General features: G+C 68.4%; 11 protein-coding genes. 10 read left to right on the top strand and 1 reads right to left on the bottom strand.

Going from position 1 to position 15,702, the window contains the following annotated elements; genetic code table 11:
- The first annotated feature begins 24 nt into the window (after positions 1 to 24).
- The 10 genes from CAL15_RS14620 (at position 25) to CAL15_RS14575 (ending at position 14,009) form a co-directional block, all read left to right on the top strand.
- Positions 25 to 1,272 carry a metal-dependent hydrolase family protein gene (locus CAL15_RS14620; protein ID WP_086079268.1) on the top strand — a complete coding sequence of 416 codons (1,248 nt, stop codon included), beginning with the start codon at positions 25 to 27 and terminating at the stop codon, positions 1,270 to 1,272.
- Positions 1,273 to 1,279: 7 nt separating this feature from the next.
- Positions 1,280 to 5,122, top strand: coding sequence for a trifunctional transcriptional regulator/proline dehydrogenase/L-glutamate gamma-semialdehyde dehydrogenase (gene putA / locus CAL15_RS14615; RefSeq protein WP_086079267.1), 3,843 nt, complete (start codon positions 1,280 to 1,282; stop codon positions 5,120 to 5,122).
- A 15-nt stretch (positions 5,123 to 5,137) separates the two neighbouring features.
- The gene (locus CAL15_RS14610) at positions 5,138 to 6,751 is read left to right on the top strand and encodes an amidohydrolase family protein (RefSeq protein ID WP_086079266.1); all 1,614 of its coding nucleotides are present in this window, start codon (positions 5,138 to 5,140) and stop codon (positions 6,749 to 6,751) included.
- Positions 6,729 to 7,727, top strand: coding sequence for a CobW family GTP-binding protein (locus tag CAL15_RS14605; protein ID WP_086079265.1), 999 nt, complete (start codon positions 6,729 to 6,731; stop codon positions 7,725 to 7,727). Before CAL15_RS14610 ends, CAL15_RS14605 begins: the two co-directional genes overlap by 23 nt.
- Positions 7,728 to 7,886: 159 nt before the next feature.
- The gene (locus CAL15_RS14600; RefSeq protein WP_232467979.1) at positions 7,887 to 8,936 is read left to right on the top strand and encodes an ABC transporter substrate-binding protein; all 1,050 of its coding nucleotides are present in this window, start codon (positions 7,887 to 7,889) and stop codon (positions 8,934 to 8,936) included.
- A 259-nt stretch (positions 8,937 to 9,195) separates the two neighbouring features.
- Positions 9,196 to 10,350, top strand: a complete 1,155-nt coding sequence (locus tag CAL15_RS14595) for a branched-chain amino acid ABC transporter substrate-binding protein (RefSeq protein WP_086079264.1) — start codon at positions 9,196 to 9,198, stop codon at positions 10,348 to 10,350.
- A 42-nt stretch (positions 10,351 to 10,392) separates the two neighbouring features.
- Entirely contained in the window at positions 10,393 to 11,382 is a 990-nt protein-coding gene (locus CAL15_RS14590) for a branched-chain amino acid ABC transporter permease (protein ID WP_420042507.1), read from the top strand.
- 13 nt (positions 11,383 to 11,395) lie between these two features.
- Positions 11,396 to 12,478, top strand: a complete 1,083-nt coding sequence (locus tag CAL15_RS14585; protein ID WP_086079262.1) for an ABC transporter permease subunit — start codon at positions 11,396 to 11,398, stop codon at positions 12,476 to 12,478.
- Positions 12,475 to 13,281, top strand: coding sequence for an ABC transporter ATP-binding protein (locus CAL15_RS14580; RefSeq protein ID WP_086079261.1), 807 nt, complete (start codon positions 12,475 to 12,477; stop codon positions 13,279 to 13,281). Before CAL15_RS14585 ends, CAL15_RS14580 begins: the two co-directional genes overlap by 4 nt.
- Complete coding sequence (locus tag CAL15_RS14575; protein ID WP_086079260.1) at positions 13,278 to 14,009, top strand: ABC transporter ATP-binding protein; 732 nt, start codon at positions 13,278 to 13,280, stop codon at positions 14,007 to 14,009. The genes CAL15_RS14580 and CAL15_RS14575 overlap by 4 nt, the downstream gene beginning before the upstream one ends.
- A gap of 78 nt (positions 14,010 to 14,087) precedes the next feature.
- Here CAL15_RS14575 and CAL15_RS14570 read toward each other — a convergent pair whose 3' ends face one another.
- Positions 14,088 to 15,674: a TerC family protein gene (locus tag CAL15_RS14570; protein ID WP_086079259.1), complete on the bottom strand. Its 1,587-nt coding sequence runs from the start codon at positions 15,672 to 15,674 to the stop codon at positions 14,088 to 14,090.
- Positions 15,675 to 15,702 lie beyond the last annotated feature (28 nt).

Below are 15,702 nucleotides of genomic sequence, written 5' to 3'. Positions count from 1 at the left end.
AACGATACGTACGGAGCAACCAGAATGACCGCTGTACTGTTCAAGAACGCCGCCTTGCTCGATCCGCTGCAGCCCGAGCTGCAGGAGGGCTTCCACGTGCTGGTGGAGGACGGGAAGATCAAGGAGGTCTCCGATCGTCCGCTGTCGGCCTCGTCCGCGCAGGTCATCGACGTGGCCGGCAAGACGCTGATGCCCGGCCTGATCGACCTGCATGCGCACGTCATGGCGACGCAGCTCAACCTCAGCTCGCAGGGCGTGCTGCCCGACGCGCTGGTGATGATGCGCGCCGTGCCCATCATGGCGGCCATGCTGCGTCGCGGCTTCACCACCGTGCGCGACGCGGGCGGCGCGGGCTGGGGCCTGAAGTGCGCCGTGGAAGAGGGCACCGTGGCCGGACCGCGCCTGTTCATCTCGGGCCGCGCCATCAGCCAGACCGGCGGCCACGGCGATCCGCGGCCGCGCTCCGACCACCTGCGTCCCATGAGCTTCTGCGGCTGCTGCTTCCGCGCCGGCGACATCGGCCGCGTGGCCGACGGCATCGAGGACGTGCGCAAGGCGGTGCGCCAGGAACTGCAGATGGGCGCCGACCAGATCAAGATGATGGCCTCGGGCGGCGTGGCGTCGCCCACCGACCCCATCGCCTCGTTCGGCTATTCCGAGGACGAGATCCGCGTCATCGTCGAAGAGGCCGCGGGCCGCCAGACCTATGTGATGGCGCACTCGTACACGGCCGACGCGATCGAGCGCGCGGTGCGCCTGGGCGTGCGCACCATCGAGCACGGCAATCTGGTCGACGAGCGCGTGGCCGGGATCATGGCCGAGAAGGGCGCCTATGTGGTGCCGACGCTGGTCACGTACGAGGCGCTGGCCAATGAAGGCGCCGACTACGGCCTGCCGCCCGACAGCGTGGCCAAGATCGCCACGGTGCGCACGGCCGGCCTGCATTCGCTCGAGATCTACAAGAAGGCCGGCGTGAAGATCGGCTTCGGTTCCGACCTGCTGGGCCCCTCGCAGCGCCTGCAGAGCGATGAATTCCGCATTCGCACCGAAGTGCTGTCGCCCTGGGAAGTGATCCAGAGCGCCACCACGACCGCCGCCGAGGTGCTGCGCATGGAAGACCGCCTGGGCCGCCTGGTGCCCGGCGCCCATGCCGACGTGCTGGTGGTCGATGGCAACCCGTACCGCGACGTGTCCTGCCTGCTGGGCCAGGGCGATCACATCCCCCTGGTGATGAAGGACGGCACGATCCATCACAACGAACTCAAGGCCTGAATCCGTCATGGTCAGCACAACTCTGGGCGTCAAGGTGGACGACGCCTTGCGTGACCGCCTGAAGGCGGCCGCGCAAAAGCTCAACTGCACGCCGCACTGGCTGCACAAACAGGCGCTGCTGGCTTACCTCGACAAAATCGAGCGCGGCCAGCTGCCCGCGGAAATGTCGCACCTGGCGGCCGACGATTCCCAGAGCGAAGACTCCGATACCGTGGCGGGAACCGCCATGCCGCCGTTCTTCGAGTTCGGCCAGGACGTGCAGCCGCAGTCCGTGCTGCGCGCCGCCATCACGGCGGCCTACCGGCGCCCCGAGCCTGAATGCGTGCCCTTGCTGCTGGGCCAGGCGCGCATGCCGAACACCGAGAAGATCCACGCCATGGCCGCCGGCCTGGTGCAGACCCTGCGCGGCAAGCGCAAGGGCGGCGGCGTGGAGGGACTGATCCAGGAGTTCTCGCTGTCCAGCCAGGAAGGCGTGGCGCTGATGTGCCTGGCCGAGGCGCTGCTGCGCATTCCCGACCGGGCCACGCGCGACGCGCTGATCCGCGACAAGGTGGCGCGCGGCGACTGGAAGTCGCACCTGGGCGGGCGCCAGTCGCTGTTCGTGAACGCCGCCACGTGGGGCCTGATGCTGACCGGCAAGCTGGTCGCGGTGAACAGCGAGCAGACCTTGTCGCGCGCGCTGACGCGCCTGATCGGCAAGGGCGGCGAGCCGCTGATCCGCAAGGGCGTGAACCTTGCGATGCGCATGATGGGCGAGCAGTTCGTGTCCGGCCAGACCATCTCCGAAGCGCTGGCGAACAACCGAAAGATGGAAGCGCGCGGCTTCCGGTATTCGTACGACATGCTGGGCGAGGCGGCCACCACCGCGCAGGACGCGGATCGCTATTACGCCTCGTACGAGCAGGCCATCCACGCCATCGGCAAGGCCGGCGCGGGCCGCGGCATCTACGAGGGCCCGGGCATCTCGATCAAGCTGTCGGCCCTGCATCCGCGCTACGCCCGCGCGCAGCGCGAACGCGTGATGACCGAGCTGCTCCCGCGCGTGCGCGCGCTGGCCGTATTGGCGCGCAGCTACGACGTGGGCCTGAACATCGACGCCGAAGAGGCCGATCGCCTCGAGATCTCGCTGGATCTGCTGGAGGCGCTCTGTCACACCCCCGAGCTGGAAGGCTGGAACGGCATCGGGTTCGTGATCCAGGCTTACCAGAAGCGGGCGCCTTTCGTCATCGACTTCGTCATCGACCTGGCGCGCCGCAGCCGCCACCGCATCATGGTGCGGCTGGTGAAGGGCGCGTACTGGGACACCGAGATCAAGCGCGCCCAGATCGACGGCCTGGAAGGCTATCCGGTCTACACGCGCAAGATCTACACCGACGTGGCCTACCTGGCCTGCGCGCGCAAGCTGCTGGGCGCGCCGGAGGCGGTCTATCCGCAGTTCGCCACGCACAATGCCTATACGCTGTCCGCCATCTATCAGCTGGCCGGCCAGAACTACTACCCCGGCCAGTACGAGTTCCAATGCCTGCACGGCATGGGCGAACCGCTGTACGAGGAAGTGGTCGGGCCGGTGGCGCAGGGCAAGCTGAACCGTCCGTGCCGCATCTACGCGCCGGTCGGCACGCACGAAACCCTGCTGGCCTACCTGGTGCGGCGCCTGCTCGAGAACGGCGCCAACACCTCCTTCGTCAACCTGATCGGCGACGAGAGCGTGCCCGTGGAGCAGCTGGTGGCCGACCCCGTCGAGGCCGCCTCGCGCGTGGTGCCGCTGGGCGCGCCGCACGAGAAGATTCCGCTGCCGCGCGAGCTGTATGGCGCGAACGGCAACGGCAATGGCAATGGCCCCGCCGGCGGTGCGCGCCTGAATTCCGCCGGCCTGGACCTGACCAACGAACACCGCCTTAGTTCGCTGTCGGCCGCGCTGCTGGCCAGCGCCGCCACGGCATGGCGCGCCGGCCCCATGCTGGGCGAGGCGGCGCCGTGGGACGAATCGCGCGCGGCCGACGTGCGCAACCCGGCCGACCATCGCGACCTGGTGGGGCGCGTGATCGAGGCGGACGCAAGCGAGGTGGCGACCGCGCTGCGCGAAGCCGCCAATGCGGCGCCGATCTGGCAGTCCACGCCGGTCGAGGCGCGCGCGCAGTGCCTGCGCCGCGCCGCGCAATTGCTCGAAGAGCGCATGCAGGGCCTCCTGGGCCTGATCGTGCGCGAGGCCGGCAAGTCGCTGTCCAACGCCATCGCCGAGGTGCGCGAGGCGGTGGACTTCCTGCGCTATTACGCCGACCAGATCGAACGCGAATTCGGCAACGACACCCATCGGCCGCTGGGCACTGTGCTCTGCATCAGCCCATGGAATTTCCCGCTGGCGATCTTCACGGGCCAGGTGGCCGCCGCGCTGGCGGCGGGCAACACCGTGATCGCCAAGCCCGCCGAGCAGACGCCGCTCATCGCCGCGCAGGCGGTCGAGATCCTGCGCGAGGCCGGCGTGCCGGCCGGCGCGGTACAGCTGCTGCCGGGCCGCGGCGAGAGCGTGGGCGCGGAACTGGTGGCCAGTCCGGGCGTGCACGGCGTGATGTTCACGGGCTCGACGGAAGTGGCGCGGCTGATCGCGCGCGCGCTGGCCGACCGGCTGGACGACGCAGGCCGCACCATACCGCTGATCGCCGAGACCGGCGGCCAGAACGCCATGATCGTCGACTCGTCGGCGCTGGCCGAGCAGGTGGTGGCCGACGTGCTGAACTCCGCATTCGACTCGGCCGGCCAGCGCTGTTCGGCGCTGCGCGTGCTGTGCGTGCAGGAGGACAGCGCCGACCACGTTCTTACCATGCTGCGCGGCGCCATGCGCGAACTGCGCGTGGGCAACCCCGACCAGCTGTCCACCGACGTGGGCCCGGTGATCGACGCCGAGGCGCGCGCCGGCATCCAGCGCCACGTCGAGGCCATGCGCACCGCCGGCCGCCGCGTGGACCAGGTCGAGATGGATCCGCGCGCGCGCTACGGCACGTTCGTACCACCCACGCTGATCGAGATAGACAGCCTCAGCGAACTGACGCGCGAAGTGTTCGGCCCCGTGCTGCACGTGCTGCGCTACGCGCGCGACGACCTGGACGGCGTGCTGGAACAGATCAACGCCACGGGCTATGGCCTGACCTTCGGCGTGCACACGCGCATCGACGAGACCATCGTCAAGGTCACGTCCACGGTGCATGCGGGCAACATGTACGTCAACCGCAACATCGTCGGCGCCGTGGTGGGCGTGCAGCCCTTCGGCGGCGAAGGGCTGTCGGGCACCGGTCCCAAGGCCGGCGGCCCGCTGTACCTGTACCGGCTGCTGGCCGTACGGCCCGCCGGGCTGCCGGCCTGGATGGATGCCGCCCAGGGCCAGCCGCCCACGCTGGTGCTGCCCGGCCCGACCGGCGAGCAGAACAGCTATCGCCTGCTGCCGCGCGGCCGGGTGCTGGGCGTGGCCGCCACGGCGGCCGGCGCGCAGGCCCAATGGGCCGCCGCGCAGCTCACGGGCAATTCGCTGCTGCTGCTGGACACGCCGGCGGCACGCCAGTGGCGCGCCTCGCAGGACGAGGCCACCCAGGCCCGCATCGCGCTGGCGCAGGACGCGGACATCGACGGCGCCGACTACGACGCGGTATTGTTCGAGGGCGACAGCGATGCCTTGCGCGAGCTGAACAAGCGCGTGGCGGCGCGCCCGGGTCCGATCCTGTCGGTCCAGGGCCTGACCTCGGATGCGCTGGCGGCCGGCGCGGCCTACGTGCCCGACCGGCTGCTGACCGAGTGTTCCATCAGCATCAACACCGCCGCCGCCGGCGGCAACGCCAGCCTGATGACCATAGGCTGATTGCAGGAGATCCCCATGCCGGTAGACAACCCCCACGCCCATGCCGAGGTCGGCGAGGAGTCGCGAGACCTCAACGCCGCCAAGGGCTGGCATCCGCCGCACGCGGCCAGCACGCGCGACCGCGGCGACGGCCCGTTCAAGCGCCTGGTGCTGCGCGGCGCCACCATCATCGACGGCACCGGCGCGCCGCCCTGGGGACCGGTGGACATCGTGGTCGAGAACGACCGCATCGTGGCCATCGTCAACGTGGGCACGCCGCACAAACCCATCAATCCCGACCGCCGGCCCGCCGCGGGCGAGCACGAGATCGACTGTCACGGCAAGTACGTCACGCCGGGCTTCATCGATTCGCATGCCCACATCGGCACGCCGTATCACTCGATGAGCGGCGAGGTGCCGCCGGCCGACTACATCTACAAGCTGTGGCTGGCGCATGGGGTGACCACGATCCGCGAGATGGGCTCGATCAACGGCCTGGGCTGGAACCTGGAACAGAAGCGGCTTGCCGCCAGCCACCAGATCGCCGCGCCCAACATCGTGGCGCACGTGGCGTTTCCTGCGGTCAACGATCGCGTCAAGACCATCCACACGCCGGAGCAGGGCCGCGAGTGGGTGCGCAAGCTGCATGCGCGCGGCGCCGACGGCATCAAATTCTTCGGCGCGCCGCCGGCCATCATGCAGGCCGCGCTGGACGAAGCCCGCAAGCTGGGCCTGCGTTCGGGCTGCCATCACGCGCAGATGGCGGTCACGCGCGTGAACGCGCTGAAGTCGGCCGAATGGGGCCTGACCAGTTCCGAGCACTACTACGGACTGCCCGAGGCGCTGTTCGAGACGCGCGTGGTGCAGGACTTCCCCACCGACTACAACTACAGCGACGAGTACTACCGCTTCGCGCTGGCCGGCCAGACCTTCATGCAGGCCGCGCAGCCCGGCAGCGCCAAGTGGCGCGAGGTCATGGACCGCTTCCTGGAACTGGGCCATACCTTCGTGCCCACGTTCAACATCTACGACGCCAACCGCGACCTGATGCGCGCGCGCCGCGCCGACTGGCACGACGACTACACCTGGAAGGCCATCTGGAAGTACTTCCAGCCGCAGCGCGGCGGGCATGGCGCCTACTGGTATCGCTGGAGCACCACCAACGAGATCGAGTGGAAGCAGAACTACCGGCTGTGGATGCAGTTCGTCAACGAGTACAAGAACCTGGGCGGGCGCGTCTGCGCGGGCAGCGACTCGGGCTTCATCTTCCAGATCTATGGCTTCGGCTTCGTGCGCGAACTCGAACTGCTGCAGGAAGCCGGTTTCCATCCGCTGGAAGTGCTGCGCGCGGCAACCTCGCTGGGCGCCGAGCTGCTGGGCATCGACGAAGACACCGGCTCGGTGGACGTGGGCAAGCGCGCCGACCTGCTGGTGCACGACCAGAACCCGCTGGAAGACTTCAAGCTGCTGTACGGCACGGGCGCCATGCGCCTGAACGACGACAACGGCCAGGTCGAGTGGAAGCGCGCGCTGCGCTACACCGTCAAGGGCGGCGTCGTGTACGACACCGAGCAACTGCTGGCCGACGTGCGTGATCTGGTGAAAGGCAGTTGGCAAGGAGATCCGGATGGTCCCCCCCACGCCCGTTGACCTGGTCATCCTGTCCGGCTTCCTGGGCAGCGGCAAGACCAGCCTGCTGGTCGACTTCCTGGAGGGGGACGATGCCGCCGACACGGGCGTCATCGTCAACGAGGCGGGCGAGATCGGCATCGACGGCGCCATCGTGGCCGACAGCAACGACAGCGTGCGGATGACGCTGCTGGCCAACGGCTGCGTGTGCTGCTCGCTGCGCAGCAGCCTGGTGCATACGGTGAACGCGCTGCTGGACGCGCCGCGTCCCGAAGGCCATGGCCCGCTGAAGCGCATCATCCTCGAGACCAGCGGCCTGTCGCGGCCGGGGCCCATCATCGCGTCGCTGGCCGATCCGGAGCTGGCCTCGCGCGGGCTGCGCCTGACGGTGGTCACCACCTACGACTGCCAGGCGGGCGCGCTGCGCGACGAGCAGTTCGAAGAGGCGGCCGCGCAGTTCGCCGCCGCGCAGCGCATCGTGCTGACCAAGACCGATCTGGTGCCGGCCGCCGAACTCGACGCGCATCGCGCGCGGGCCCAGGCGCTCAATCCGCTGGCGCGCATCGTCGCCGAAGCCGATCGCGCCGTCGCGGTGCGCGAAGCTTTTGCCGCGCTGCCCGGCGCCCAGGCGGTGGACCTCGCGCTGCAGGCGCTGCGCGATGCGGGGGCCGCGGGGCCGTTGCGCCATCCCCGCATCCGCGTGTGGACCGGCGGCGCGACGCAGGCGCTGTCATGGACCGATTTCTCGATGTGGCTGGACGATCTGGCCGGGTTCTGCGGCGATCGCCTGCTGCGCGTGAAGGCGCTGCTGCGCGTGACCGATTGCCCGGAACCGGTGCTGATCCAGAGCGTGGGCACCACCTTCGGCATGCCGCGCCGCATGGCTTCGGCGCCCGCCGACCGCGACGTGCTGGTGGTGATCACGCGCGATCTGGAACTGGAAGACCTGCAGGCCATGGCGCCGGACGCGCCGGTGCGGCTTCAGGCATTGGCATAGCGCGCCCGGCGGATTTGTCCCGCCCACGCGCGGCACGAAGGGCAATCCCTAGGCAGGGTTATCGGTAGTACCGGTAAGGTGCTACCGAGAGCAGAATACGGGTTGTACAAGGCAGTTTTCTCGTCACACGCAGTACCTACGTTCGTAAAGAGGACAAACATGGACCGTCGCAGCTTTCTGAAAACCGCATCCGGCCTGGCGCTCGCGCCCGCACTGCCGATGATTCCGGGCATGGCCCATGCCGCCGGCGGCAACGTGGTAGTGGGCACCTGGGGCGGCGACTACCAGAACCTGCTGCAGCAGTACATTTCTCCGATCGTGCAGAAGCAGGGCGTCGAGGTGGTGTTCGACACCGGCAACGCCGTGCCGCGCGTGACCAAGCTGCGTGCCGAGCGCAACTCGCGTCGCGGCAGCATGGACGTGGCGTTGCTGGGCGAGGTGGACATGTTCGACGCCTCGCTGTCCGGCGCGCTGGCCCCGGTAGAAGAGAACGCCAAGTTCCTGCCGAACCTGGGCAACGTGCTCGAGCAGTTCCGCACGCCGTACTCCATCCCGCACATCTTCAGCGCGATGACCCTGGTGTTCAACACCGAGAAGTTCCCCACCGCGCCGGATTCCATCGAGGTCATGCTGGATCCGAAGAACAAGGGCCGCGTCGGCTTCTCGGACATCCTGTACCAGTACAACGGACTGTTCGTGGGCGCGGGCGGCAGCGGCGGCCGGCACAGCAGCTATGATCCCGCGAAGAAGTTCCTGGACCAGCTGAAGGGCAACGCGCCGCGCATCTATCCGTCCAACGAGGCCGTGGCCGCTGCCTTCAAATCGGGCGAGATCTGGATCGCCGCCATGTGGAAGGCGCGCGCGCTGCAGTGGCGCGACGCCGGCCTGCCGCTGGGCTTCGTCATTCCCAAGGAAGGCACGATACCCGTGGCCTTCGAGGCCGCCGTGGCCAAGAACTCGCGCAACGCCGAATCGGCGTGGACCTACCTCAACGCCATGCTCGACCCGGCGGGCCAGATCAACTTCGCGCGCGGCATGGGCTATGCGCCCACCGTGCGCAACGCCAACCTGCCCGAAGACCTGCGCAAGCGCGTGAGCTTCACCGATGAAGAACTGAAGCGCATCTATCCCTACGACCTGCCCAAGCTGGCTCCGGCCAAGGCCGACTTCCTCGACTACTGGACCAAGTCGTTCAAGGCCGGCCTGTAGTCGGGGCATGTTCCGCGGCGGGCCTGGCGCCCGCCGCAACGCCGCAGACGGCCCGCCTCGCGCGGGCCGTTTTTCGTTGGCTCGCTCGCTCGCAGGCCATTATTTCCATCGCATGTCAGCCCGGGTTATCGCCAATATCGACCCGGTTCTACCCAGGCGCAAAATCCCGGTGCAACTTGACCGCCCGGTCAGGCGGGCGGCCGCACCACAAGTGGCGGGACGACCGGTACCCTCCCTCACACCCTGGAGGCAAGCAATCATGTACGCACTTCACCGACGAGTTCTGGCGGCCGGCATCGCGGCCCTGTGCCTGGCTGGCGGCCCGCACGCTGCCGCGCAAGCGGCGGAAATCCGCTTCGGCTATGCCGGGCCTTTGACCGGCCCGCAGTCGCACTACGGCGAAGACATGCAGAACGGCCTGACGCTGGCGCTCGAAGAGGCCAACAAGCAGGGCATCAAGATAGACGGCGACACGGCGCGCTTCGTGCTCGTCTCGCGCGACGACCAGGCCGATCCGCGCGTGGGCGTGCAGGTGGCGCAGCAACTGGTCGACGAAGAGGTGGTCGGCATCCTGGGCCACTTCAATTCGGGCACCACCATTCCGGCATCGCGGGTCTATCACGAGGCCGGCCTGCCGCAGATCGCCATGGCCACCTCGCCGGAATACACCAGGCAGGGCTACGAGACCACGTTCCGCATGATGACCAGCGACACCCAGCAGGGCGCCGCGGTCGGCAAGTTCATGGTCGAGACGCTCAAGGCGAAGAAGATCGCCATCATCGACGACCGCACCGCCTACGGACAGGGCCTGGCCGACGAGGTCGAGAAGGCCGTGAAGGCGGCCGGCGGCACCGTGGCGCGCCGCGAGTACACCACCGACAAGGCCACCGACTTCAATGCCATTCTCACCAACGTGAAGGGCGTGGCGCCCGACGCCATCTTCTACGGCGGCCTGGACGCGCAGTCCGGACCCATGAAGCGGCAACTGGTCTCGCTGGGCATCAAGGCGCCGCTGGTGTCCGGCGAGATGACGCGCAGCGACACCTACCTGAAGCTGGCGGGCGACGCCGCCGAGGGCACCTATGCCTCGCTGGCCGGCGTGCCGCTGGAGCAGATGAGCGCCGGCAAAGAGTTCGCCCAGCGCTACGAGGCGCGCTTCAAGAAAGCGCCCGGCGTGTACGCGCCGTATGCGTACGACGGCGCCTGGACCATGATCACCGCTATCCAGAAAGCCGACTCCGCGGATCCTTCCGACTACCTGCCCGAGCTGGCCAAGATCGACCGCAAGGGCGCCACCAGCGAGCACATCGCCTACGACAAGAACGGCGACCTGAAAGAGATCTCGGTCACCATCTACCAGGTGCGCGACGGCAAGTGGCAGATGGTGCAGACCATGGTCAGCCAGGCCAACTGAGTCCTGCCCAGCCGTATCCGTCCATCCGGCGCATCGCGCCGGATGCGACGCCGCCGCGCCGCTGCCGCGACCCCCATACCTTTTCATGAAGCTTCGGGCCGCATGGATATCTTCGTTCAGCAACTCATCAACGGATTGACCCTGGGCAGCGTGTATGCCCTGGTGGCCCTGGGCTACACCATGGTGTACGGCATCATCGGACTGATCAATTTCGCGCACGGCGACGTGGTCATGCTAGGCGCCATGGTGGCCACGATGGTGGCCGCCGCCCTGGTGGGCGCGGACCCCTCGGTATCGGCCTATGGCGTCATCGGCCTGGGCCTGGCGGCCGCCGTGCCGCTGTGCATGGCGGTGGGCTGGACGGCCGAGCGCGTGGCCTACCGGCCGCTGCGCCGCGCGCCCAGGCTGGCGGCGCTGATCACCGCCATCGGCGTGTCCATCATCCTGCAGAACCTGGCCATGATGATCTGGGGCCGCAATTACCTCAACTTCCCGCAGGTGCTGACGCCGCGCGTGCTCGAACTGGCCGGGGCGCGCATCAGCACGCTGCAGATCGCCATCATGCTGATCGCGGCGGCCATCATGGTGCTGCTGCTGGTGGTGGTGCATCGCACGCGGCTGGGCACCGCCATGCGGGCCACGGCGCAGAACCGCGAAGTGGCGGGGCTGATGGGCGTGAACATCAACACCGTGATCTCGGCCGCGTTCCTGATCGGTTCGGCGCTGGCCGCGGTGGCCGGCATGATGGTCACCACCTACTATGGCGTGTCGCAATACACCATGGGCTTCATGCTGGGCCTGAAGGCCTTCACGGCGGCGGTGCTGGGGGGCATCGGCAACCTGGCCGGCGCCATGGCCGGCGGCCTGCTGCTGGGCATCATCGAGGCCATGGGCTCGGGCTACATCGGCGACCTTACCGGCGGCTTCCTGGGCAGCCACTACCAGGACGTGTTCGCCTTCGCGGTGCTGGTGCTGGTGCTGATCTTCCGCCCGTCCGGCCTGCTGGGCGAGCGGGTCGGAGATCGCGCTTGAGGCGGAAATACCAATGACGGATACACGCAAACGCGCATGGGCGCCGCGCCAGCTCGCGGCCATCGTAATCATCGGCGTGGTGCTGGCGGTGTTGCCCTTCGTGGTGGGCCTGGCCGGCCAGGGCTGGGTGCGCATCATGAACTTCGCGCTGCTGTACGTGATGCTGGCGGTGGGATTGAACATCGTGGTGGGCTTCGCGGGCCTGCTCGACCTAGGCTATATCGCCTTCTATGCCGTGGGCGCCTACACCTGGGCGCTGCTGGCCTCGCCGCATTTCGGACTGCACCTGCCGTTCTGGGCCATCCTGCCCATCAGCCTGGGCCTGGCCGCGCTGTTCGGCGTGCTGCTGGGCGCGCCCACGCTGAAACTGCGCGGCGACTACCTGGCCATCGTCACGCTGGGCTTCGGCGAGATCATCCGCATCTTCCTGAACAATCTCAACGCGCCGATCAACATCACCAACGGTCCGCAAGGCATCAACCGCATCGACCCGTTCCGGCTGGGCGATTTCTCGTTCAGCCGCACGCAGACCCTGCTGGGGGTGCGAGTGACCGGACCCGAGAAGTACTACTACCTGCTGCTCGCGCTCACCTTGTTGATCCTGCTGGTGTGCGTACGCCTGCAGAATTCGCGCATCGGCCGCGCCTGGGAAGCCATACGCGAGGACGAGATCGCGGCCAAGGCCATGGGCATCAACACTCGCAACGTGAAGCTGCTGGCCTTCGCCATGGGCGCGTCGTTCGGCGGCGTGGCGGGCGCGCTGTTCGCCTCGATGCAGGGCTTCGTCAGTCCCGAGAGCTTCAGCCTGACGGAATCCATCTCGGTGCTGTGCATGGTAGTGCTGGGCGGCATGGGGCACATTCCGGGCGTGATCCTCGGCGCGCTGATACTGGCGGCGCTGCCGGAGTTCCTGCGCGCCGTGGTCGAACCCGCACAGCGCCTGCTGTTCGGCGAAGTGGTGCTCGACCCCGAGGGCATCCGCATGCTGCTGTTCGGCCTGGCCATGGTGTGCGTGATGCTGTTCCGTCCGGCCGGCCTGTGGCCGTCGGCGGTGCGCCGGCGCGAGCTGGCCGGCAGCGAGGCGCGGCAGTCATGACGACCATTCTGCAAGCCCAGGGATTGAGCAAGCGCTTCGGCGGCCTGCAGGCCTTGTCCGGCGTCGCCTTCGACATCCAGGCCGGCGAGATCTACGGCCTTATCGGCCCCAACGGTGCAGGCAAGACCACATTGTTCAATGTGCTGACCGGGCTGTATGTGCCCGATGCGGGCCAGTGCCTGTTCGACGGCTGGTCGCTGATCGACCGCAAGCCGCACGAAGTGGCGCACGCCGGCCTGGCGCGCACGTTCCAGAACATCCGGTTGTTTGCCAATCTCAGCGCCATCGAGAATGTGATGATCGGCCGCCACGTGCGCACCCGGGCCGGCGTGCTGGGCGCCGTGCTGCGCACGCGCGCGCAGCGCGCCGAGGAAGCGGCCATCGAGGCCCGCGCGCACCAACTGCTGGAATACGTGGGCATCGGCGCGCGCGCCAATGACCTGGCCCGCGCGCTGTCGTACGGCGACCAGCGGCGCCTGGAGATCGCGCGCGCGCTGGCCACCGAGCCCAAGCTGCTGGCGCTGGACGAGCCCGCCGCCGGCATGAATGCCTCGGAAACCCGCGTGCTGCGCGGCCTGATAGAAAAGATCCGCGCCGACGGCGTGACGGTGCTGCTGATCGAGCACGACATGAAACTGGTGATGGGGCTGTGCGATCGCGTGCTGGTGCTGGAATACGGCAAGGTGCTGGCGATGGGACGTCCGGCCGAGGTGCAGAAAGACCCGAAGGTGATCGAGGCGTATCTGGGCTCGGGCGCCGCGGCGGCCGGCGCGCAGGTGCCGACAGGGGAGGCAGGCGCATGAGCCCGGCAGCGACCAACGAGCCGCTGCTGGCGCTGAACGACCTGCAGGTCACGTATGGCGGCATCCGCGCGGTGCGCGGCGTGACCCTGCACGTGAATCGCGGCGAGCGCGTCTGCATGATCGGCGCCAACGGCGCCGGCAAGAGCACCACGCTGCGCGCCATCTGCGGCCTGGTGCCAGTGGCCGGCGGCGACGTGCATTACGACGGGCACGCGATAGCCGGGCGGCCCCCGTTCGAACTGGTGCGCCAGGGCCTGGTCATGGTGCCCGAAGGGCGCGGCATCTTCGGTCAGCTCACCATCGAAGAGAACCTGGCCATGGGCGCCTATGTCCGCCGTGACGCGGCCCAGGTGCGGCGCGACATCGAACGCGTGTTCACGCTGTTCCCGCGCCTGGCAGAGCGCCGTCGCCAGGCTGCCGGCACGCTGTCCGGAGGCGAGCAGCAGATGCTGGCCATCGGCCGCGCCATGCTGGCGCGTCCACGCCTGTTGCTGCTGGACGAGCCCTCGATGGGCCTGGCGCCGCTGATGGTCGAGAAGGTCTTCGAGGCGGTGCGCACCGTCGCCGCGGAAGGCGTGACCATACTGCTGATCGAGCAGAACGCGCGCCTGGCGCTGGAACACAGCGACCGCGGCTACGTGATGGAGTCCGGCGAACTGACCTTGTCGGGCCCGGCGACGGAGTTGCTGAACGACCCCAAGGTGCGCGCGGCCTACCTTGGGGAATAGCCGCCGTCGCCCGCGATGCGAATCGCAGGGTCGGCGGCAAGTCGGGCGGGCTGGACACGAACCGCCCGGCATACGCCGTCATTCTGCGCTTGCGGCCTCGGCCTCGTCGGCCCGCGCGCCCCGCGCCGCGCGGACCTGTCCGATGCGCAGGCCGTCGCGCCGCGTGATCTCGAAGGTCCAGCCGCCCCACTCGATGACTTCGCCGGCCTCGGGCAGACGGCCGCATACTCGCAGCAGCGCACCGGCCAGCGTGGCGTCCTGCGCCGGCTGCACCATGTCGGCGCCGTCCAGCAGCATTCGCACTTCCTCCACCGGCATGTCGGCGTCCACCAGCCACGCGCCGTCTTCCAGGCGCGTGGCGCGAGGCGCCTCGCTGCTGCTTTCGGGCAGCTCGCCGCCGACGGCCGTCAGCACATCCAGCGGCGTGACCAGGCCCTCGCAGCTGCCGTGCTCGTCGACCACGATCAGCATGTGGTCGCGCGACTGCCGCAGTTCGTCCAGCACCTTCAGCACGGGCACGGTCTCGAGGATGTAATGGGGCCTGCGCGCCAGTTCGATCAGGTCGATGGGGCCGGGCGCCTGCAGCTTCGGCATCACGTCCTTGAAGTGCAGCACGCCGATGACGTTGGACGCGTCGCCCTCGCACAGCGGCAGCCGGGCGTGGCCCGATGCGAACTTGCGCACCACGGCGTCCGTCGGGTCCTTCACGTCCAGCCACACCATCTCGCCGCGCGGCACCATGATCGAGCGCACGTCGCGCGAGCCCAGGCCGAGCACGCGCTCGATCAGGCTGCTTTCCTCGGGCGCGAACGCCGGCGCGTCGGTCACGCCATCGACCAGCGCGGCCACGTCCTCGACGGGATTGTGCAAATCGCCTTCCCTGCCGCCGCGCAGCAGACGCAGCACGGCCTGGGCGGTGCGCTGGCGGCCGGTCAGGCCCTGGGTGCGGCGGCTGCGATTGCGGCGCGCCAGCTGGTTGCACATCTCGACCACGATGGAGAAGCCGATGGCCGCATACAGATAGCCCTTGGGCACGTGAAAGCCCAGGCCTTCGGCCACCAGGCTGAAGCCGATCATCAGCAGCAGGCCCAGGCACAGGATGACCACGGTGGGATGGCGTCCCACGAAGGCCATCAGCGGACGGCTGGCCAGCATCATCACCGCCATGGCAACCACCACGGCGATCATCATGATGCTCAGTTCCTGCACCATGCCGACGGCCGTGATCACGGAATCCAGCGAGAACACGGCATCCAGCACGATGATCTGCAGGATCACCTGCCAGAACACCGCATGCTGGACCTTCTGCGTGCTGCCGTGCGCGCGCCCTTCGACGCGCTCGTGCAGTTCCATCGTGCCCTTGAACAACAGGAACACGCCGCCGAAGATGAGGATCAGGTCGCGGCCGGAGATCTCTGCGCCGAACACGGTGAACAGCGGCGCGGTCAGCGTCACCACCCAGGCGATGCTGGCGAGCAGGCACAGGCGCATCAGCATGGCCAGCGTCAGGCCGATGACGCGCGCGCGATTGCGCTGCTCGGGCGGCAGTTTGTCGGCAAGAATGGCGATGAACACCAGGTTGTCGATGCCGAGGACGATTTCAAGAACGATCAGCGTCGCCAGGCCAAGCCAGGCGGTGGGGTCGTTCATCCAGTCGAAAATCATGGAGTATCCCGATGAGGGCGATAGCGAA

Origin of the sequence: Bordetella genomosp. 13, from assembly GCF_002119665.1 — a bacterium.
Taxonomy (GTDB): domain Bacteria; phylum Pseudomonadota; class Gammaproteobacteria; order Burkholderiales; family Burkholderiaceae_B; genus Bordetella.
Note: the sequence above shows the minus strand (reverse complement) of the source record. Positions and strands in the feature narration are given on the sequence as shown.